Source organism: Arthrobacter zhangbolii, assembly GCF_022869865.1.
Taxonomy (GTDB): domain Bacteria; phylum Actinomycetota; class Actinomycetes; order Actinomycetales; family Micrococcaceae; genus Arthrobacter_B; species Arthrobacter_B zhangbolii.
In genome coordinates this window covers 3,327,017-3,346,371 of sequence record NZ_CP094984.1, presented here as the reverse complement: position 1 = coordinate 3,346,371, position 19,355 = coordinate 3,327,017, and the positions used below count along the sequence as shown (strand labels likewise).

18 protein-coding genes and 1 tRNA gene are annotated in these 19,355 nt (G+C 66.2%); 10 read left to right on the top strand and 9 right to left on the bottom strand.

Translation table 11 applies throughout. The annotated features are described in order from the left end of the window. Positions 1-21 precede the first annotated feature (21 nt). From MUK71_RS15625 to MUK71_RS15610, 4 genes are all read right to left on the bottom strand, one after another. The gene (locus tag MUK71_RS15625; protein WP_227928235.1) at positions 22-2,106 is read right to left on the bottom strand and encodes a xanthine dehydrogenase family protein molybdopterin-binding subunit; all 2,085 of its coding nucleotides are present in this window, start codon (positions 2,104-2,106) and stop codon (positions 22-24) included. Next, positions 2,103-3,182 (bottom strand): FAD binding domain-containing protein, encoded by a 1,080-nt coding sequence (locus MUK71_RS15620; protein ID WP_227928236.1) that lies wholly within the window; start codon positions 3,180-3,182, stop codon positions 2,103-2,105. The genes MUK71_RS15625 and MUK71_RS15620 overlap by 4 nt, the downstream gene beginning before the upstream one ends. Continuing rightward, on the bottom strand, positions 3,179-3,799 hold the full coding sequence (locus MUK71_RS15615; RefSeq protein WP_227903002.1) for a (2Fe-2S)-binding protein: 621 nt from the start codon (positions 3,797-3,799) through the stop codon (positions 3,179-3,181). Before MUK71_RS15615 ends, MUK71_RS15620 begins: the two co-directional genes overlap by 4 nt. A gap of 154 nt (positions 3,800-3,953) precedes the next feature. Beyond that, positions 3,954-4,030 (bottom strand) — tRNA-Met (locus MUK71_RS15610). Between the two features lie 92 nt (positions 4,031-4,122). On the opposite strand from MUK71_RS15610, the gene MUK71_RS15605 reads away from it, so the two are divergent. Further along, positions 4,123-5,004 carry an alanyl-tRNA editing protein gene (locus MUK71_RS15605; RefSeq protein WP_227928238.1) on the top strand — a complete coding sequence of 294 codons (882 nt, stop codon included), beginning with the start codon at positions 4,123-4,125 and terminating at the stop codon, positions 5,002-5,004. A 3-nt stretch (positions 5,005-5,007) separates the two neighbouring features. Here the strand turns inward: MUK71_RS15605 and MUK71_RS15600 are convergent, their stop codons facing one another. After that, entirely contained in the window at positions 5,008-5,481 is a 474-nt protein-coding gene (locus MUK71_RS15600; protein ID WP_227928239.1) for a VOC family protein, read from the bottom strand. A 301-nt stretch (positions 5,482-5,782) separates the two neighbouring features. On the opposite strand from MUK71_RS15600, the gene soxR reads away from it, so the two are divergent. Next, on the top strand, positions 5,783-6,337 hold the full coding sequence (gene soxR / locus MUK71_RS15595; RefSeq protein WP_227928241.1) for a redox-sensitive transcriptional activator SoxR: 555 nt from the start codon (positions 5,783-5,785) through the stop codon (positions 6,335-6,337). Between the two features lie 128 nt (positions 6,338-6,465). Next, a complete protein-coding gene (locus MUK71_RS15590) occupies positions 6,466-6,951 on the top strand; it encodes a nucleoside deaminase (RefSeq protein ID WP_269436317.1) in 486 nt (161 codons plus the stop codon). A 20-nt stretch (positions 6,952-6,971) separates the two neighbouring features. Here MUK71_RS15590 and MUK71_RS15585 read toward each other — a convergent pair whose 3' ends face one another. After that, positions 6,972-7,406: a GNAT family N-acetyltransferase gene (locus tag MUK71_RS15585; protein ID WP_227902998.1), complete on the bottom strand. Its 435-nt coding sequence runs from the start codon at positions 7,404-7,406 to the stop codon at positions 6,972-6,974. 246 nt (positions 7,407-7,652) lie between these two features. On the opposite strand from MUK71_RS15585, the gene rlmN reads away from it, so the two are divergent. After that, positions 7,653-8,897 carry a dual-specificity RNA methyltransferase RlmN gene (rlmN, locus tag MUK71_RS15580; protein ID WP_227902997.1) on the top strand — a complete coding sequence of 415 codons (1,245 nt, stop codon included), beginning with the start codon at positions 7,653-7,655 and terminating at the stop codon, positions 8,895-8,897. Positions 8,898-9,047: 150 nt separating this feature from the next. Here rlmN and purB read toward each other — a convergent pair whose 3' ends face one another. Next, positions 9,048-10,469, bottom strand: coding sequence for an adenylosuccinate lyase (gene purB, locus MUK71_RS15575; protein WP_227928243.1), 1,422 nt, complete (start codon positions 10,467-10,469; stop codon positions 9,048-9,050). Positions 10,470-10,727: 258 nt separating this feature from the next. On the opposite strand from purB, the gene MUK71_RS15570 reads away from it, so the two are divergent. Both MUK71_RS15570 and MUK71_RS15565 read left to right on the top strand, forming a co-directional pair. Beyond that, positions 10,728-10,979 carry a hypothetical protein gene (locus tag MUK71_RS15570; RefSeq protein ID WP_227928245.1) on the top strand — a complete coding sequence of 84 codons (252 nt, stop codon included), beginning with the start codon at positions 10,728-10,730 and terminating at the stop codon, positions 10,977-10,979. Next, positions 10,963-12,408, top strand: coding sequence for a hypothetical protein (locus MUK71_RS15565; protein ID WP_227928247.1), 1,446 nt, complete (start codon positions 10,963-10,965; stop codon positions 12,406-12,408). The genes MUK71_RS15570 and MUK71_RS15565 overlap by 17 nt, the downstream gene beginning before the upstream one ends. A gap of 107 nt (positions 12,409-12,515) precedes the next feature. Here the strand turns inward: MUK71_RS15565 and MUK71_RS15560 are convergent, their stop codons facing one another. Then, positions 12,516-12,929, bottom strand: coding sequence for a phage holin family protein (locus tag MUK71_RS15560; protein ID WP_227902993.1), 414 nt, complete (start codon positions 12,927-12,929; stop codon positions 12,516-12,518). 41 nt (positions 12,930-12,970) lie between these two features. Here MUK71_RS15560 and MUK71_RS15555 point away from each other — a divergent pair, with 41 nt between their 5' ends. The 4 genes from MUK71_RS15555 to MUK71_RS15540 all read left to right on the top strand — a co-directional run bounded on the left by MUK71_RS15555 (position 12,971) and on the right by MUK71_RS15540 (position 17,982). Then, the gene (locus tag MUK71_RS15555) at positions 12,971-14,110 is read left to right on the top strand and encodes a histidinol-phosphate transaminase (protein ID WP_227928248.1); all 1,140 of its coding nucleotides are present in this window, start codon (positions 12,971-12,973) and stop codon (positions 14,108-14,110) included. A 144-nt stretch (positions 14,111-14,254) separates the two neighbouring features. After that, entirely contained in the window at positions 14,255-15,466 is a 1,212-nt protein-coding gene (gene pdhA / locus MUK71_RS15550) for a pyruvate dehydrogenase (acetyl-transferring) E1 component subunit alpha (RefSeq protein ID WP_227928249.1), read from the top strand. Further along, the gene (locus tag MUK71_RS15545) at positions 15,463-16,440 is read left to right on the top strand and encodes an alpha-ketoacid dehydrogenase subunit beta (protein ID WP_227928251.1); all 978 of its coding nucleotides are present in this window, start codon (positions 15,463-15,465) and stop codon (positions 16,438-16,440) included. The genes pdhA and MUK71_RS15545 overlap by 4 nt, the downstream gene beginning before the upstream one ends. A gap of 72 nt (positions 16,441-16,512) precedes the next feature. Beyond that, complete coding sequence (locus MUK71_RS15540; protein ID WP_227928253.1) at positions 16,513-17,982, top strand: dihydrolipoamide acetyltransferase family protein; 1,470 nt, start codon at positions 16,513-16,515, stop codon at positions 17,980-17,982. Between the two features lie 14 nt (positions 17,983-17,996). Here the strand turns inward: MUK71_RS15540 and MUK71_RS15535 are convergent, their stop codons facing one another. Further along, positions 17,997-19,301 carry an aminotransferase-like domain-containing protein gene (locus tag MUK71_RS15535; protein ID WP_227902988.1) on the bottom strand — a complete coding sequence of 435 codons (1,305 nt, stop codon included), beginning with the start codon at positions 19,299-19,301 and terminating at the stop codon, positions 17,997-17,999. Between the last annotated feature and the right edge of the window lie 54 nt (positions 19,302-19,355).

Genomic DNA, 19,355 nt, shown 5'->3' with positions numbered 1-19,355 from the left:
GCCCCGTGCTGGAACGCTTCGTTACGCCAGGAACTTGTCCGGGGTCAGTGGCAGGTCCCGCACCCGGATACCCGAGGCGTTGTAGGCAGCATTGGCAATGGCTGCGGCACTGCCCACAATTCCGATTTCCCCGATGCCGCGGGCGCCCAGCGGCCCCGCGTGCTCGTCCCGGTCCTCAATCCACACGGCATCCATGTCCAGCACGTCCGCATTGGTGGGGACATGGTATTCGGCCAGATCGTGGTTGACGAAGATCCCGAACCGCGGATCCAGGACACTCTGCTCGTGCAGGGCCATGCCCAGGCCCATGGTCATTCCGCCAAGGAACTGGGAACGGGCGGTCCGCGGGTTGATGATCCGCCCTGCGGAAAAGACCCCGAGCATCCGGGCCACCCGGATCTCCCCGGTATCGGCAGAGATATGCACCTCGGCGAAGTGTGCACCGAAGGAGTAGAGGGCGAAGTTCTGCGCTTCGGCGTCTTCGGGTGCGTCCGCTTCGGTGGTGGCGCCGGGGGAGGGGTGTTCACCGTGGTCGGCCCGGAAGGCTTTGGCTGCAGCAATGATGGTGCCACCCCAGCTGGCCGTGCCGGAGGACCCGCCGGCCACGCTGGCCGCGGGGAACCGGGTATCGCCGATGCCGAGCCGGATCCGGTTCGCCGGAACCCGTAGCGCATCGGCGGCGATCTGTGTCAGGGACGTCCACGCACCGGTGCCAATGTCCGCGGCGCCGATCTGCACTGAGTAGATCCCGTCCTGTTCATAGCTGATCCGCGCCGTATTGGCGGGCTGGCGCATAAAGGGATACACGGCGCTGGCCGTGCCCAGGCCTACCAACCAGCCGTCCTGCTGCACCGAGCGCGGCCGGGTGACCCGCCGGTCCCAGCCGAACCGTTCGGCGCCCAGATCGAAGCACTCCATCAGGTGCCGGCTGGACCAGGGTTTGCCGGTCTCCGGATCCGCCACCGGTTCGTTCCGGCGGCGCAGTTCGATGGGGTCCAGCCCGGCAGCGGCGGCCAGTTCATCCATGGCCACCTCGGGACCGAACATGCCCGGGCACTCACCCGGCGCCCGCATCCAGGACGGCACCGGAATATCCAGAGGAGCCAGCCGGGTGGTGGTGCTCCGGTTGGGGGAGGCATACATCATCCGGAACGGCGCGGGCGTCTGTTCGGCGAACTCCTTGATGCGGGAGGTGTGTTCCACAATGTCCAGGGACATGGCGGTCAGCCGGCCGTCGTCGGCGGCGCCCAGCCGGATGCGCTGGATGGTGGGGGTGCGGTGGCTGGTGAGGCTGTACATCTGCTGGCGGCTGACCGGGAACTTCACCGGCCGCCCGTCGGTGCACTGTGCGGCGAGGGCCGCCATCACCACGTGTACGTGCGGCATGCCCTTGGAGCCGAACCCGCCACCCACGTGCGGGGCTATCACCCGTACCTGCTCCTGCTCCAGTCCGAGCACCTGGGCCAGGGTGCCCTTGACGGCATGCACACCCTGGGTGGAGTCCCACAGGGTCAGCACGGAGCCGTCCCACTGCGCCACGGTGGCATGGGGTTCCAGCGGATTGTTGTGCTCGGCGGGGGTGGAATAGGTCTGTTCGATCTTCAGTGCGGCAGTGTCGAAGGCCGCGTCCGCGTTCCCCTGGCTGCTGTCCGTAGGGGTGCCGGCATTCAGCTCCTCCGGGGCGTAGAGGGCGGGATCGTCGGCACGGAGCTGGGCGGCAAAAGGTTCCTCCGCATAGCTCACCCGGACCGTATCCGCTGCCTGCCGGGCAATCTCCGGCGTCTCGGCCAGGATGGCTGCCACGATCTGCCCGCGGTATCCCACCGTGGTGTCCTGCAGCACGGCCAGTTCCCGGTCCGAGGCATCCGCCAGCCGCGGCGCGGTTTCCGCGGTCAGGACGGTCAGGACACCCTCGATGGCTTCAGCATCGGCGGTGTCCACGCGTTCCACGGCCCCGCGGGCAATGGTGGAGAGCACCGGATACAGGTAAACGGGGTGGTCCACCGGCTGCTCATACGCGTACGGAGCGGTTCCGGTGACCTTGAGTTCGCCATCGAGCCGTTCGAATGCGGTGCCGATAGCCGAAGCAGGCAGCAGGTTGCTCATGAGTCCAGTTCCTCCCAGCCGGCATCCGCGGGTCCGTCCGGACCCTCGGGGTGATCTGTTCCTTCGGCGCTCGCGTCCGGCGACGGCGAGCCGGTGAGGTCACGGAGGACCGCCACCAGCGTGTTGCGGACCATGGGGATCTTGAAGCCGTTTTCCCTCAGGGCCCGGGCGGAGAGCAGCTCGGCGTCGGCGGCGGCGCGGAAGTTCTCCTCGGTGGCGGGGGCGCCGCGCAGTACCGCTTCGGCCTGCAGTGCGCGCCAGGGTTTGTGCGCCACCCCGCCCAGGGCAATGCGTACGTCCCGGATCACCGGGGGATTAGCGCCGTCGTCCTCCAGCTCCACGGCTGCCGCTACGGAAACCAGCGCAAAGGCATAGGACGCACGGTCCCGGACCTTGCGGTAGGCGGATCGGGCCGGCGCCGGGGGGAGTTCGACGGCGGTGATGAGTTCGCCGTGCTCAAGCACGGTGTCACGTTGCGGCTCGCTGCCGGGCAGCCGGTGGAAGTCACTGACCGGGATGATCCGTTCCCCAGCCGGGCCCAGCACCACTACGGAGGCGTCCAGGGCAGCGAGGGCGACGGCCATGTCCGATGGATGGGTGGCCACGCAGTCCTCGGAGGCGCCGAGGATCGCGTGGTAGCGGGTGTACCCGTCCAGGGCGGAGCAGCCGGTACCGGGTTCGCGTTTGTTGCAGGGCGTGGTGGGGTTTTGGAAGTACACGCAGCGGGTGCGCTGGAGCAGGTTTCCGCCCGTGGTGGCGAGGTTGCGCAGCTGTCCGGATGCTCCGGCGAGCAGCGCCTGGGACAGCGCAGGGTAGCGGCGGCGGATGAACGTGTTGGCGGCCAGATCGGCGTTGCGGACGTTGGTTCCGATCCGCACCCGGCCGTCATCTTCGACCTCGACGGCGTCCAGCGGTAGCCGGCTGATATCAACGAGCATGGCGGGTTTAGCCACCCCGAGCTTCATCCGGTCCACCAGGTTGGTGCCCCCGGCCAGATAAGCGGCGTCCGGATTGCCGGAAACCAGTGCAACAGCCGACGCCGCGTCCTCGGCCCGCCGGTAATCAAAGGGGATCATGGGCGTTCCTCCGGGTGCGACGGCATGGATTCCGCTGTGGGTGAGTCCTCGACTTCCGGTTCCTCCGGATCAGCCGCACCGCCGCGCCGGGCTGCTGCTGCGACGGCGGCCTGACGCACTGCGGCCACAATGTTGGCGTACGCCCCGCAGCGGCACAGGTTTCCGCTCATGCGCTCGCGGATTTCCGCATCCGTCAGGTCGATTCCGCCCTCCGCCTGCAGATCGCCGGTGGCGGCCGAAGGGTGCCCGGCGGCGGCTTCCTCAATGATTCCGGCCGCGGAACAGACCTGGCCCGGGGTGCAGTAGCCGCACTGGAAACCGTCCTGTTCCAGGAAGGCGCGCTGGACCGGGTGCAGTTCCCCGTCCGCCGTGCCGCCCGCCAATCCCTCCGCCGTGACGATCTCCGCGCCGTCGTGCGCCACCGCCAGCGTCAGACAGGAATTCGCACGCCGGCCGTCCAGGAGTACCGTGCAGGCGCCGCACTGGCCGTGGTCGCAACCCTTCTTGGGGCTGGTCACGCCCAGCCGGTCCCGCAGGGCGTCCAGGACCGTGGTGCGGGTGTCGACGGTGAGGGTGCGCTGGGCCCCGTCCACCTGCAGGGATATTCGGGCTTCCATGAATCAGGCCACCTCTCCATTGCCGGTTGGTCCTCGCAACTTATCGGAGGAGGCATGGAGGAAACAACTAAGCAGGCTGTCATCGGGCATTGCCGGCAGGGTGGGAGCGCACAAAAAATCCCGATCCGGTGATCCGGATCGGGATTCTTCTACGTGGTTGCGGGGGCAAGATTTGAACTTGCGACCTCTGGGTTATGAGCCCAGCGAGCTACCGAACTGCTCCACCCCGCGGCGTGATTACGACTTTACCGCAGATCTTCCCCGCAGTGTAATCCCGTGGCCCCCGTCACAGTTCCATGCTCCGGTTTCGGTAGGGTGGGCGGATGAGCCTGCCTACCGTCGATACCACCGTTACCTACCCCGCAGGCGCCGTTGCCGGCACCGGAACTGTCCTTTACACGCAGACGCTTCCGGACGGACGCCCGGCGGTACTGACCGACAGCACCCCGGTGCATCCGGTGGACGCGGGATGGCCGGACCAGGGGGCGGACCGGGCCACGCTGACCACCGCGGACGGTACCGAAGTGCCCGTGGAAGACTGCGTTGTCGGCGCTACGGACGGCAGCTCGCTTTTCCTGGGCCGGGACATCCCGGTCCGAAAAGGCACAGAGGGGTGGGTCTTTACCGTGGTCCACGTCCTGCCCGCCGGGACCGTCCCGGCCGAGGGCTCCGAGGTGCGGTTCCAGGTGGATAACGGCTACCGGGCAGCCCTTTCCGCCGGGCACACTGCCTGCCACCTGGCATCCCTGGCGCTGAACAAGGCGCTGGCCGAGGCCTGGAAAAAGGACGTTCAGGCCGACGCCGCCGGCAATCCCAATTTTGATGCGCTGGCCATCGAGACGTCCACCATTTCCGAATTCGGTTCCCGGGACCTCTACCGGCTGGGTAAGTCCCTGCGCCGCAAGGGGTTCCTGCCGGATGCCCTGCTGGCCTCACCTGAGGTCGTGGAGGAGGCTGTGAACCGGACCCTGGCCGGCTGGGTGGCCTCCGGCGCCGCGGTCCGCATTGAGCGGGACTCGGAACTGCTGACCGGGATGCGCCGGTGGGTCTGCGACCTGCCCGACGGCACTGTCAGCATTCCCTGTGGCGGCACCCATTCGGATTCCCTGGCCCGGTTCTCCGGCATCCAGGTCCGGCTGAGCCTCAAAACCGCCGACGGGGCTGCTGAAATGGTGATGGAAACCTCGGGTGCTCCTGCCGGGTAACCGTCAGAGTGCCTGGTTCTGCTCCTGCACGGTGGCGTTGGAGGATACCTCGAATGTCCGTTCCGGCTCCTCGACGCCGGCCGGGTCCATCCACATAAATTCCCAGACGTGACCGTCCGGGTCGGTGGCGGAACCGCTGTACATGCCGGGCATGCGTTCTTCGGCAGGAGCGTAAACGGCGCCGCCGCCCGTCTGGCAGGCAGCCAATATCCGGTCCACCTCGTCACGGCTCTCGCAGCTTATGCAGTTCAGGACTTCCTTGCCGGAGGACCCCAGATGCGGGGTGTCGCCCTGGGGCAGGAACCCCTGGTAAAAGTCCTGCTGCAGGAGCATCACCACAATGCTGTCGGAGATAACCATCGCAGCGGCGTCATCATTGCTGAACTGCGGATCCTTGGTGAAGCCAAGGCCCAGGTAGAACCTTTCGGCCGCTTTCAGGTCCGCAACCGGAAGATTCGGGAAGATCATGCGTTCCATGGCTGGTCCTTTCAAAGACGGATGGTTTTTACGTTCCCACCGCGGCGGGCCGGTGACAATGGGTAGCCGGAAGCGCTTCTCAGCGGGGCGGAAAGAACAGGTGTGCGGTCTCCGGGAGCATTGATGCCAGGGTATTTCCGGCGTTTGGGGAAGAACGCCGGGGCGCACCTGCGCTCCCCGCCGCCCCGGTAAGGTTCCAGCGGTTTTCCAGTGTTTCCCGTGCTGCCTGCCTGCGGAACATGTGCGGTCCTTTCCTCCGGGCGCCCGGATGGCAGCCCCTGCACTGAGCAAACGTGCTCAAGTGCGCTGGAGGTCAAATACGCGTCACAGTCACCGGCCGCGACGTGCGCGCTGCGACACTGAACTAGTCACTGAACCTGCCCAACCGCGCAACCTGCTCGCCATTGGTGAGGTAGCCGAACGTGCCGGCATCTCCGTGCCGGCCGTCCGCTATTACGAGGAGCGCGGGCTCATCCGGTCCCAGCGCTCAAGCGCCAACCAGCGCCGCTTTCCTCGCCATGTCCTGCGCCGGCTGGCCGTTATCTCCGCCGGACAACGGATGGGCCTTTCGCTCCGGGAAGTGGGGGATGCCCTCGCCGTGCTGCCTGCGGACCGGGCGCCCACCCGGGCCGAATGGTCGGCCATGAGCGCAGACTGGTCCGCCATGGTGGCGGGAAGGATCCGCGGGTTGCAGGCACTGCAGCAGTCCCTGGACAGCTCCATCGGCTGCGGCTGCCTGTCACTGGACCGGTGCGGGATCTTCAACGCCGGGGATGAGGCCGCTGCTGAAGGCCCCGGCTCGCGGTGGGAACGCCGCGCACGGGAAATCTCCGCAGCCGGCAATGTCCCTTCGTGACGTGGCCCATATTCGTTGTGGCCGGAAAAACTGCTAACCTCGCTGCTGCGAAGGCGGGCCGGAAATGCACCGGTCATCTACCTGGCACACCTGCAACAACACTGCATCGGGAACCAAGGGAGAAGCCAATGAGCACCTCGGATATGGACAGCACCTACCTGGCCCAGGCCATTCGCCTCGCCACCGAAAACGTCGCGGCAGACGGCGGCCCGTTCGGCGCCGTCGTTGTCACTGCCGAGGGTGCCGCCTTCGAGGGCGTGAACCGGGTGACGGCCAACAACGATCCCACTGCGCACGCCGAAGTGACGGCAATCCGCAACGCCTGCGCCGCCCTGGGTACTTTCGACCTCACCGGCGCCGTCCTGTACACCAGCTGCGAACCGTGCCCCATGTGCCTGGCCTCCTCACTCTGGGCGCGGGTGGACCGGGTGGTGTTCGCCGCCGACCGGCACGACGCGGCCAGTGCGGGGTTCGACGACGCCGTGTTCTATGAGTACTTCGAAACCCCGCTGGAAGAGCGGTCCATGCAGGTCACCCAGCTTTCCGTGGACGGCACCCCGAGCATGGCGCCGTTTGATGCCTGGACCTCGGACGCCAACCGCACCGACTATTAGGCTGCCCCACGGCACCCGTCCTACAGCGGCAGGGCGGCGCCGATGGTTTTTGAATAGCAGGTGGAGCCGGCGGCAGTGATGTACGGGCCGAAGTTGGGCACCACCTTGTAGCCGCCGTTCTCATAGAACCGGTGCCCGTCCGGTTGGGCGGAGCCTGCCTCCGCGGTCAGGACGGCGAAACCCATCTGCCGTGCCCTTGCCTCCAACGCCGCAAGGATGGCCGTGGCCACCCCTGACCCGCGGGCATAGGGGAGCACATAGACCCGTTTGATCTCCGCCGTCGAGGTATCCAGCCGGCGCAGGCCGCCGCAGCCCAGCGGCTGTCCGTTGCTGCGCTCGTAGGCGATCAGAAACACGGCGGATTCCGCAGCCTGCGGCGGATGCGGGTCGTGATGTACGGTCCCGTAGCGGGCATCCAGTTCAGCCTGCTGTGCCTCACGCAGATCCGCGCCCACGGGGTTGCTCCACGGGACTTCACGGATGATCAGGTGCGGGGTTGAGTACGGACGGAATCCGGAAACTCCGGAAACTCCGGAAACTCCGGAAACTCCGGAAAAAGGTCGCAAATCCGACATGCTGCCTCCAGTGGGCGGGGAGTGTGCCTCCACGCTACGGGCGGCGGGTTTCCGCGGTGTTTCAGCGGTGTGGCAGCGGCGCAAAAGGAATGTTCCGGACGTGCGAACCGTGCGAGAATAGTGGCGATGTCAACCCTCGATACTCCCCCCGCCAAAAAGCCGCGTACCGCCCGCACGCTTCCGTCTGCCACCGCACCGCAGGTCCGCCCTGCCACGGAGGGGTGGGAGCAGGCCAAGGAGCCGGACGGCCGCCCGCTGCTGCAGTTCAAGTCTCCGCGCGTATCCCAGCCGCCGGTCCACCTGGCCGATATGACGCTGGCCGAACGCCAGGAGAAGGTGAAGTCCCTGGGCCTGCCCGCCTTCCGCGCCAAGCAGCTCTCCGTGCATTATTTCCAGCACTACACCACGGACCCCGAGGCCATGAGCGACCTGCCCAAGGAACGCCGTGCCGAGCTTGCCGCCGAGATGTTCCCCACACTGCTCACCGAGGTCAAGCGCCTGACCACGGATAACGGCGACACCATCAAGTTCCTCTGGCGCCTCTTTGACGGCTCCCTGGTGGAGTCCGTGCTGATGCGCTATCCCGGCCGGATCACGCTGTGCGTCTCCAGTCAGTGCGGCTGCGGCATGAACTGCCCGTTCTGTGCCACCGGCCAGGCCGGCCTGACCCGGAACATGTCCGCCGCGGAAATCCTGGACCAGATTGTCCAGGCCAACCGCGTCATCAAGGAAGGCGGCCTCGGCGGCAAGCGGCGCGACGGCGGCCACGACGCCGAGCGCGTCACCAACATCGTGTTTATGGGCATGGGTGAGCCGCTGGCCAACTACAAGCGGGTGATGAATGCCGTGCACCGGATGGCCGCCGACGTCCCCGAAGGCCTCGGCATGAGTGCCCGCAACATCACCGTTTCCACGGTGGGACTGGTGCCGGCCATCAAGAAGCTGGCCGAGGAAAACATCCCGGTGACCTTCGCCCTGAGCCTGCACGCCCCGGATGACGAGCTGCGCGACGAGCTGATTCCGGTCAACAGCCGCTGGAAGGTGGACGAGGCGCTGGACGCTGCGTACAACTACTACCGGGTCACCGGACGGCGTGTGTCCATCGAATATGCCCTGATCAAGGACATGAATGACCACGCCTGGCGTGCGGACCTGCTGGCCAAGAAGCTGAACTCCCGCGGCCGCGGCTGGGTGCACGTCAACCCGATCCCGCTGAACCCCACGCCCGGTTCCATCTGGACCTCCCCGGAACCGGAGGTCATCCAGGAGTTTATCAACCACCTGATCGACGCCGGTGTGCCCACTACGGTCCGTGACACCCGCGGCAAGGAAATTGACGGTGCCTGCGGCCAGCTGGCCGCCGCCGACTAGTTTTCCCACCACAAACGACGACGGCGGGAGGCCGGGCTGTGTGCCCGCCTCCCGCCGTCGTCGTTTATGGGTGCCGGTCCGGTGCCGGCAGCCGGGGGTGCCGGGAGGACTGCTCCCGGCACCGCCGACTCACCGGCAGGGATGCTGCGGCTACTTCAGGTGGTCCACCAGTTCGTCCGCGATGCCCGTGTACCTTCCGGGCGTGAGCGCCTGGAGGCGTGCTTCCGCTTCGGTCGGCAGGCCGAGCCCGGCGATGAACTCCTGCATCCGTGCGGCGTCTACGCGGTGGCCGCGGGTGAGGTCCTTGAGCCGCTCGTAGGGGTTTTCCATGCCGGGGGTGCCGGCGACGGCCTCGGCGCGCATCACCATCTGGATGGCTTCGCCAAGAACCTCCCAGTTGGTGTCCAGATCCGCGGCCAGCACGGACTCGGCCACATCCAGGCGTTCAAGGCCCTTGGCCACGTTGGAGATGGCGAGCAGTGAATGGCCGACGGCAACGCCGATGTTGCGCTGGGAGGAGGAGTCGGTGAGGTCCCGCTGCCACCGGGAGGTCACCAGGGTGGAGGCGAGCGTGTCCAGCAGGCCGTTGGAAATCTCCAGGTTTGCTTCGGCGTTCTCGAACCGGATCGGATTGACCTTGTGCGGCATGGTGGAGGAGCCGGTGGCACCTTCGACGGGAACCTGCGCGAAGTAGCCAATGGAGATGTAACTCCACACATCGGTGCAGAAGTTGTGCAGAATCCGGTTGAAGCGGGCCATATCGGCGTAAAGCTCCGCCTGCCAGTCGTGGGATTCAATCTGCGTAGTGAGCGGGTTCCAGGTCAGGCCCAGTCCCTCGACGAAACTGCGGGCCACCTGCTGCCAGTCCGCCTGCGGCACAGCCGCGTAGTGTGCTGCATAGGTGCCGGTGGCCCCGTTGATCTTGCCCAGGAATTCGGTGTTGCGGATGTGGCGCAGCTGGCGGGAGAGGCGGTGAACGGTGACCGCCAGTTCCTTGCCCAGCGTGGTGGGCGTGGCAGGCTGGCCGTGGGTGCGGGAGAGCATGGGAACGTGGCGGGTTTCCTCCGCCATGGCAGCGATCCGGTTCACGAGGTCCTGTGCTGCCGGGAGCCACACGTTCTCCACGGCACCCTTGATGCCCAGCGCGTAGGAGAGGTTGTTAACGTCTTCCGAGGTGCAGCCGAAGTGGACCAGGGCCTTCAGGTCCTCGATCCCGATGGCGGCCAGCCGGTCGGCGATGTAGTACTCCACGGCCTTCACATCATGCACCGTGCGCTTTTCAATCTCGCCGAGTTCAGCAACGGAGTTTCCGTCAAAGCTGCTGACGATCTCCCGGAGCTGGTGCTGCTGCTGTTCACTCAGGGGCTTGGTGCCGGGCAGGACCGAGTTGGAGGTCAGGTGGATCAGCCACTCCACCTCCACGTGGGTCCGGTCCCGGTTCAGGGCGGCTTCGGAGAGGTAATCCACCAGCGGGGCGGTGGCGCTGCGGTAGCGGCCGTCCAGGGGGCCCAGCGCGATGGCGGGGGTCACGGAGGCGAGGGAGACACGGGGAGCAGATGCGGATTCGGCCATGCGGCAATTCTTTCATGCCGCCGCCTGCCGCCGCGTGTGTGACTTTCCTGCTGGGTCACTGCCCCTCCACAGTGCGGTTCCCCACAGCGGGCGGAACTATCCGTCCACCAAGCTTTAACGCGCTGACCGTGCCCGGCCCGCCCTGAACTACGTTGACAGGGACAGAGAGCCGCGGTTGACGGCCGGCTGGAACGGAGATCTGGCCTTACGGCCTCACCTGCGTAGATTTGGACAAACGACATTCCTAGGGAGGAATCCGTGGATCAATTGCTGACCGCTGCGCGCGCTGAGCAGATGGAACGCTCGCTTCTTGCGTTGGCCGCGGAAATTGACGAAATCGAGGCGGAGGTCGCCAGTGCGACAAATGTCCAGTGGGAGTCTCCGGCCGCCGATGCCTTCCGGCACGGTCTTATCGCAGCGATAGCGGACCTCCCGCCTGCCGTCCGCCACCTGCATGCCGCGGTAGGGGAATTGCGGGCGATTCCGCTTATTTGTGCTGCAGGAAGCTGACATCGTGGGAGCCTTGGGTGCGGCCGACACGGCAGGGGACAAGCCCGTCTACATTGTGGCCGGCGGGGCCGCGGGTCTCCTGGTGCAGTACGAGGACCTTGTCCGGATTGCCGGCCGGATGGAGCTGGCTGCGGAGCGCCTCCACAGCCTGCGGGAACAGGCCGCGGAGCTTTGGCAGGAGCCCGGCGTCGGAACCAGCCTCCCGGCGGACCGGATCAGGGTGCACCTGGCCGGTGCGGTTGGCAATCTCGCGCTCTGTGCCGCCGCGCTGGACCGGCTGGTAGACGGTGTTCGGGAAAGCGCGCGGCAGTACGCTGCAACCGAAGGCCGGATCCAGTTGATGCTGCCCTCCCTCGGCCCCCTTCCGCTGGCCCCCTGGATCATTCCCGGGCCCAGGGCCGGCGGGTTTCCCACCCTGCCGCAGACCGAGTCCGCTTTGGCCTCTCCGGCGGATGAGCGGGCCATGGCAGCGGCCATGTGGGTGGTTCGGAAAATGGGGTTCGGGAAACCGCGCCCGGTGACGGTCACGGCCCTGCCGGGCAAACCCGAGCTGGTGCAGGTGGAGGGAACGGCACGCTCCATCCTGTCCCGTTCCGAGGTGCTGAAACGTGAGAACCGTGAGGGGGTGGTGGAGATCCTGCGCATAGACGAGGCAGGGAAGAGCATTTTTGTGGTCACTATCCCCGGCACCCAGGACGGCGCAAACGGATCCAACCCCTTCGGATTCACCGGAAACGGAGAATCGCGGCTGGAGGAAAGCCGCTACGTCGCCGCAGGGGTGGCGGAGGCGCTGCGCCAGGCGGAAGCGGAGGCCGGGGACTCCGTCATCTTGTCCGGTTACAGTCAGGGCGGTGACCATGCCGCCAACGTTGCGGCGGAACTGGGCAGGGACAGTGAATACGACGTGGATTTCCTGCTGACCGCCGGCAGCCCCACGGGTGCAACCGACCTGCCTCCCGGCCTGCCGGCACTGCATCTGGAGCATGTCCAGGATTGGGTGCCGGGTATAGACAGCATCGCGAATCCGGACACTGCGGACCGGGTGACCCTGACCCGGCTTGACCCGGTGACCACGCCCGCCGGAGAGGATGTGGGCCTCGGCCCGGGGCACCGGCTGGACCACTACCAGCAGGCTGCGGCGATGGCCGATGCCAGTGACGATGCCTCCCTGCGGACGGTACTGGGTTCCCTCGGCGCGGCCATTGGTACGGCAACGGTGGCCACCCGGCACCTGTACCGGTTCAGCCGGGAACCGCTGACGCAGGTGCCGTTGCGCCACGCCGGGCCGTCAATGCCTGTAGCTAAAGCGGGGCCCTCGCTGCCCGTGGCTCCCGGATTCCGTCCGGTGGCCGGAGCAGGGGCTCCGGTGGTTCCGGACGTGGAACCCAGCGCCCGCCGGGCCGTTTGCACCGACCCGCTGCCCCGCTGACGGCAGGCCCGGACCGCTGACAGAGGAGTGCCTCGTAAACAGCGGGCTGCCCCTGCCATAGCGTGCCGGGGGAGGAGGTCCCGGAGGTCCTGCGGCGTGGGGTCCGTTTATTGCCGGCTTCGCCTGCGGCTGCCGGTGACACCGTCCAGAACCATGGACACAAGGCTGATAATTACCGCACCCAGAATGGCTGTCCAGAAGAAGGACTCAACCTCGAACTGAATAGGTGTGTAGCTGCTGAGCCAGGCAGTGAGCTCCAGCATGGCCGCATTGATAATGATCCGGAATAGCCCCAGCGTGAGAATGGCCAAAGGCAGCGTCAGGCCTTGGGCGATGGGCCGGACAAGGGCGTTGACAATACCGAAAATCAACCCGATAAACAGATACGCAAGGACGGTATCCAGTGTCGGGTTGCCGGTCATGGACCCGGTGGAGCTGGTCAGTGTGAGCCCTGGCAGAAGCCAGCCGGCTACCCACAGGGCAATCGCGTTGACGGCAATCCGCAGGACAAATGAGAGCATGCTCCCATGCTGGCAGAAACGCGGCGTTTAGTGTTAACGCCATGACCATACCCGTGAATGACACCAACGCAGCTGAAGTTCCCGCTCCCGGCATTTCCTCCAGACCCGCTCTGGATGAAATGCCCCGCTACAGGGCGGGCAAGCCTCCGGTGGTTATCGACGGCCTGCAAAGCTACAAACTGTCCTCCAACGAGAACCCCTATCCGCCGCTCCCTTCGGTAGTGAAGGCTATCGCGGACCACGCGACCGTCAACCGGTATCCGGACCCGCTTTCCACCGCGCTGCGCACTGAGCTCTCCGCTTTCCTGGACGTGCCCGCCGAAGACATCGTGACTGGCGGGGGAAGCCTGGGCGCGCTGAACCAGCTGCTGGCCACCTATGCCGGCCGGAATGCGGACGGAACCGCGGATGAGGTCATTTACCCCTGGCGGTCCTTCGAGGCTTACCCCATCAGCGTTGGCCTCGCCGGGGCGGAAAGCGTCAAGGTCCCGCTCCGGGCTGACGGCACCCATGATCTGGACGCCATGGCCGCTGCGGTCACGGGGCGGACCAAGGTCATCCTGCTCTGCACTCCGAACAACCCCACCGGCCCGGCGCTGACCACCGCTCAGGTGGAAGACTTCCTGGCCAAGGTCCCCTCCCGCGTCATCGTGGTGATCGACGAGGCGTATGAGGACTTCGTCCGCGATCCGGACGCGGTCAACGGCATCGAGATGTACCGGAAGCACCCCAACGTGGTTGTCCTGCGTACCTTCTCCAAGGGTGCCGGCCTCGCCGGTCTCCGGGTCGGCTATTCGGTGTCGCATCCGCCGATCACCCAGTACCTGCGGGTGGCAGCTGTGCCGTTCGCCGTATCCACCATCGCCGAACAGGCGGCGGTGGCATCCCTGCGCCATCACGACGAACTTGTGGAGAGAATACAAGCACTGGTGACCGAACGGACCCGCGTGGTGGAGGGACTGGAGGCACTGGGCTGGTTCGTTCCGGACGCGCAGGGGAACTTCGTCTGGCTGGCTCTGGGGGAGAACACCCCCGAGTTTGCGGCGCTGGCGGAGCAGAAGGCCCTGGCTGTGAGGGCCTTCGGCACCGAAGGTGTGAGAGTCACCATTGGTGAGGAGGAAGCGAACACCCGTTTCCTGTCAATATGTGCGACTTATACAAAAGGCCCGCGGGTTTCCTAGCGTGTCCTAGGTAGGGCCGAAGGCCGCGCCGTCGTTAGGCTGTGGAAAGTAACTTCCACATATATGCGGAACGGGGAATGTATTCCCCGCAAGGCATATTTCTAGCGCCGGAGTGGCCTTTGGCCGCCCGGGCGAGGAGTAGGCATGGACGTAGGACACCTGCCGGCCAGTGAATTCGACTCGGCCGGATTCGAGCAGACCCTGATGGGGTCTCCCGAGGAGAACCCTGTCCCCGACATGGTCCAGCTGCTCACCATCGACGGGGAAGTCCGTCATGACCCGACCTACAGCAGCTACGTCGCGGACCTGACGGCAGATGAGCTGCGCGGGTTCTACCGGGACATGTTCCTGGTCCGCCGGTTCGATGAGGAAGCGACGGCGCTGCAACGGCAGGGCGAGCTGGTGATGTGGGTGCCGATGACCGGCCAGGAGGGCGCCCAGATTGCCTCGGGCCGGGCACTTATGCCGCAGGACTACGTTTTCCCCACCTACCGTGAACACGGCGTGGCCTACACCCGCGGACTCGAGCTCTCGCATCTGCTGCGGCGTTTCCGCGGTATCTCCCACGGTGGCTGGGATCCCAGGGAAGCGAATTTCCACCTCTACACCCTGGTCCTTGCCGCCCAGGTTCCGCACGCCGTCGGCTACGCGATGGGAATGGCCCGGGACCGGCTGGTGAACCCGAAGCTTCCGGAAGCCGCCACGGTGGCCTACTTCGGTGACGGTGCCAGCTCCGAAGGCGACGTACACGAAGGCATGGTCTTCGCCGCCTCCTACAACGCGCCGGTGGTCTTCTTCTGCCAGAACAATCACTGGGCCATCTCCGTTCCCACCGAGGTCCAGTCGAGGGTTCCGCTGGCCAACCGCGCCCGGGGCTACGGATTCCCCGGAATCCGGGTGGACGGCAATGACGTGCTGGCAGTGCATGCCGTGACCCGGTGGGCGCTCGAACACGCCCGCTCCGGCGGCGGCCCGGTACTCATCGAGGCGTTTACCTACCGGATGAGCGCGCACACCACCGCGGATGACCCCACCAAGTACCGTCTCAGTGCCGACGAGGAAGCCTGGCTGGACCGGGATCCGCTGCTCCGGCTGGAAAAACACCTGCGGAGCCGGGATCTGGTGGACGATGCGTTCTTTGAGGATCTTCGCGAGGAAGGCCGCAACATGGCGGTCCGGCTGCGCGAGAACGTCCAGGCCATGGAAGCGCCCGGGTTTGAGGACGCCTTCACGGATGTCTACGCCGAAGCCCACCCGCTGGTCCGCGAGGAGCTGAACGCCCACCGCGCGTACGAGGCCGGGTTTGCCGATTCCGACGCCGATCCCACCGCCGCTTCCCGGGAGCACACTGCATGAGCACCACCATGACCATGGCCAAGGCCATCAACGCCGGCCTGCGCGCAGCGTTGGAATCCCATCCGAACTCGCTGCTGATGGGCGAGGACATCGGTTCCCTCGGCGGCGTTTACCGGGTCACCGAAGGGCTGAAGGCAGATTTTGGCGCCGACCGCGTGATGGACACCCCGCTGGCCGAATCCGGCATCATCGGAACTGCCATCGGACTGGCCCTGCGCGGCTACCTGCCGGTGTGTGAAATCCAGTTCGACGGCTTTGTCTTCCCGGGGTTCAACCAGATCACCACGCAGCTGGCCAAGATGCACTCGCGCAGCGAGGGCAACCTCAGTGCCCCGGTGGTCATCAGGATTCCCTACGGCGGCGGCATCGGTTCCATCGAACACCATTCCGAATCGCCCGAGGCGCTCTTTGCCCACACGGCCGGACTGCGCATCATCACGCCGTCGAACCCGCAGGACGCCTACTGGATGATCCAGCAGGCCGTGGCCTGCAAGGACCCGGTGATCGTTTTTGAACCCAAGCGCCGGTACTGGCTCAAGGGCGACGTCGACACCTCGGCACCCACCTCGGATCCGTTCTCCGCGCAGATTGTCCGCGAAGGCACCGATGCCACCATCGTGACCTACGGGCCCCTGGTGCCCGTGGCCCTGGCCGCAGCAGCTGCCGCGGAGGAGGACGGCCGGTCCGTGGAGGTAGTGGACCTGCGGTCCATATCGCCCATCGACTTCGACACCATCACGGACTCGGTGAAGAAAACGGGCCGGTTGATCGTGACGCATGAGGCACCGACGTTCGGCGGCATTGGCGGCGAGATTGCCGCCCGAGTGGCCGAGCGGGCGTTCCTGTCGCTGGAAGCGCCGGTGCTGCGTGTCGGCGGCTTCCATATGCCCTATCCGGTGGCCAAGGTCGAAGAACACTACCTGCCGGACATTGACCGGCTGCTCGAGGCGCTGGACCGTTCCTTCGCCTACTGAGCGTCCTTCGCCTGAGCGCGGCCCCGCCGTTTGCCCACCGTCCCCATCCAGAGCCCTGAAGATCGAGAAGCCATGACTGAAAAGACATTCAACCTGCCGGACGTGGGCGAAGGCCTGACCGAAGCCGACATCGTCGAGTGGAAGGTCAAGGCGGGCGACACAGTTGCCGTCAATGACGTCATCGTCGAAATTGAAACCGCAAAGTCCCTGGTTGAGCTGCCCTCTCCCTACGCCGGTACGGTGGCATCACTCCTGGTCCGCGAGGGCGAAACCGTCGACGTCGGCACGCCCATCATCAGCGTGGCGGTCGACGGCGGGGCGGCCGGCGCTGACCGCGATGGCACTGATGATGCGCTTCCCGCGGCACGGACACCGGAACAGACTCCCGCGGACTCCTCGCCCGAAGCGCCGTCCGCGTCCCTGACCGGCACCGGACCCAAGCCGGACGCCGTCAAACGCCGCCCGCGGCGTCGTTCCACCGTGCCGGCGGATGCAGCACCGTCTACACCCGCCGCCGACGCCCCGGCTGCACCCCGGACTCAGACCCCGGGAGCAGCGTCCCCGGAGCGGACGCAGCCGTCCCGGACACCGCAGGCCGGCCCGGAACCAACCCCGGCAGCCGCAGCAGCGGCTGCTGTCCAGGACCGGGTGAACCGGCTGATCCAGCGGGTACTGGCCAAGCCGCCGGTGCGGAAGGCCGCCAAGGACCTGGGCATCAACCTGGCGGACGTCCCCGCGACCGGGGCCGGCGGTGAGGTGACCAAGCAGGACCTCATCAGCTATCAGGCCCAGCGGGAGGCGGAGCGGGAATCAGCGCCACAGTTCTGGACTCCCGGAGCGGGAGCAAAGGAGTCCCGGATTGAGCGGATTCCCGTGAAGGGGGTCCGCCGGGCTACGGCCAAGGCCATGGTGTCCAGCGCCTTCAGTGCACCGCACGTGAGCATCTTTGTGGACGTGGATGCCTCCCGCACCATGGAGTTCGTCAAGCGGCTGAAGACATCCAAGGATTTTGAGGGCATCAGGGTCTCCCCGCTGCTGATCCTGGCCCGGGCGGTCATCTGGGCCGCAGCCCGCAACCCCTCCGTCAACGCGTCCTGGGCGGGCGACGAAATCCTGATCAAGCACTTTATGAACCTCGGCATCGCCGCGGCAACGCCCCGCGGCCTGATGGTGCCCAACATCAAGGACGCGCAGGATCTCTCACTGAAGGAACTCGCGGTTGCCCTGAACTCCCTGGCCTCCACCGCGCGGGAAGGCAGGACGCCGCCGGCGGACATGCAGGGTGGAACCCTGACCATCACGAACATCGGTTCGCTGGGCATTGATACCGGCACCCCCATCATCAATCCCGGCGAAGTGGCGATTGTCGCCTTTGGCACCATCAAGCAGAAACCGTGGGTGGTGGACGGGGAAGTGGTTCCGCGCTGGATCACCACACTCGGCGGCTCCTTTGACCACCGCGTGGTCGACGGCGATCTCTCCGCACGGTTCATGGCCGACGTGGCGGCAATTCTCGAGGAACCGGCCCTGCTCCTGGATTAGCCGGGCCCGCGTCCTTAACCGGCGCGGCGCACCTTGGCCTTGTCGACGGCGGCCCTCAGTATCGGTGCCAGCCTGCGGACACCCTCCCGGATGTCCTCCGGCGACACGGCGCTGAAGGCCAGCCGCAGCTTGTTTGAGGGCCCTTCACCGGGTGTGAAGGCCGCGCCGGGGATAAAGACGGTGCCGGCGTCGATCGCCTCGTAGAGCAGGGGATAGGTGTCCACCCCGTCCGGCAGGGTCACCCAGATGAAGAAGCCGCCCTCGGGGCGGGTCCAGGAAACGTCCCCGGGCAGATGTTCCTCCAGTGCGGCGAGCATCGTGGAGCAGCGTTCGGCATAGAGCTCCCGGGAGTCCCGGATATGGCCCATCCAGTCATACTCGCGCAGGTATGCGGATACCAGCATCTGGGTCAGCGGGGAGGGGCACAGGACCACCGCCTCGCAGGCCAGGTAGAAGCGCCGGTACAGGTGCCGCGGCACCAGTGCCCAGCCCAGCCGGACTCCGGGCGCAAAGATCTTGGAGAAGGACCCAAGGTACAGCACGTCCTGTGGGTTTGATGCGCGCATGGGCCGCAGTGGCCGGCCGTCAAAGCGGAGCAGCCCGTACGGATTGTCTTCGAGGATGAGGATGTTGTTGCGGCTGCAGATATCCACCACGGCCTGGCGCCGGGCCTCGGTGAGGGTTACCCCGCTGGGGTTGTTGAAGCTGGGGATGGTGTACAGCAGCTTGATGGTCTTGCCCTCCGCCTGCAGCGCGCGGATCTGTTGCTCCAGGGCCTCCGGAACCAGGCCGTCGGCGTCCATCGGGACGGTGCGGACGTCCACTTCGTAGGCTTCAAAGGCGTTGAGGGCGCCGACGTATGTGGGATCTTCGCAGAGAATGACGTCCCCGGGATCGCAGAACACCTTGGCTGCGACGTCCTGCGCTGACTGGGAGCCTGTGGTGATGACAATGTCCGCCGGATCGGCGTCGGTAATCCCTTCTGCGGCCATGACCTCGCAGGCCTGCCGGCGCAGTTCCTCCATGCCCTGGCCGCCGCCGTACTGCAGCGCCTCCAGGCCGTGGTCGCTGATGATCCGCTGGGCCGTCCTGCCCAGGTCCTCCAGCGGCAGCGACTTCAGGTACGGGCTGCCGCCGGCCAGGGAAATCAGGCCGGGTTGGATGGAGATGTCGAAGACATCCCGCACCGCCGACTGCTTGATGTGGAAGGCGCGGTTTGAAAAGAGCATTTCGTGCCGGTGGGATTCGGCGGCACGCTCCAGTGCGGCCATGGTGTCAACGGGTAGTTCTACTGCATTGGAGAATTCCTCGCGGGTCATGCCCTCAATGCTAACCCTGCGGGTTAACTGTTAGGCAACAGCTGTTGCCTAATC

Excerpts from the sequence above, each read along its gene's own strand:
- MUK71_RS15625 (WP_227928235.1), bottom strand. The coding sequence starts at position 2,106 with ATGAGCAACCTGCTGCCTGCTTCGGCTATCGGCACCGCATTCGAACGG.
- MUK71_RS15620 (WP_227928236.1), bottom strand. The coding sequence starts at position 3,182 with ATGATCCCCTTTGATTACCGGCGGGCCGAGGACGCGGCGTCGGCTGTT.
- MUK71_RS15615 (WP_227903002.1), bottom strand. The coding sequence starts at position 3,799 with ATGGAAGCCCGAATATCCCTGCAGGTGGACGGGGCCCAGCGCACCCTC.
- MUK71_RS15605 (WP_227928238.1), top strand. The coding sequence starts at position 4,123 with ATGAGCCTGCCTACCGTCGATACCACCGTTACCTACCCCGCAGGCGCC.
- MUK71_RS15600 (WP_227928239.1), bottom strand. The coding sequence starts at position 5,481 with ATGGAACGCATGATCTTCCCGAATCTTCCGGTTGCGGACCTGAAAGCG.
- MUK71_RS15590 (WP_269436317.1), top strand. The coding sequence starts at position 6,466 with ATGAGCACCTCGGATATGGACAGCACCTACCTGGCCCAGGCCATTCGC.
- rlmN (WP_227902997.1), top strand. The coding sequence starts at position 7,653 with ATGTCAACCCTCGATACTCCCCCCGCCAAAAAGCCGCGTACCGCCCGC.
- purB (WP_227928243.1), bottom strand. The coding sequence starts at position 10,469 with ATGGCCGAATCCGCATCTGCTCCCCGTGTCTCCCTCGCCTCCGTGACC.
- MUK71_RS15560 (WP_227902993.1), bottom strand. The coding sequence starts at position 12,929 with ATGCTCTCATTTGTCCTGCGGATTGCCGTCAACGCGATTGCCCTGTGG.
- MUK71_RS15555 (WP_227928248.1), top strand. The coding sequence starts at position 12,971 with ATGACCATACCCGTGAATGACACCAACGCAGCTGAAGTTCCCGCTCCC.
- pdhA (WP_227928249.1), top strand. The coding sequence starts at position 14,255 with ATGGACGTAGGACACCTGCCGGCCAGTGAATTCGACTCGGCCGGATTC.
- MUK71_RS15545 (WP_227928251.1), top strand. The coding sequence starts at position 15,463 with ATGAGCACCACCATGACCATGGCCAAGGCCATCAACGCCGGCCTGCGC.
- MUK71_RS15540 (WP_227928253.1), top strand. The coding sequence starts at position 16,513 with ATGACTGAAAAGACATTCAACCTGCCGGACGTGGGCGAAGGCCTGACC.
- MUK71_RS15535 (WP_227902988.1), bottom strand. The coding sequence starts at position 19,301 with ATGACCCGCGAGGAATTCTCCAATGCAGTAGAACTACCCGTTGACACC.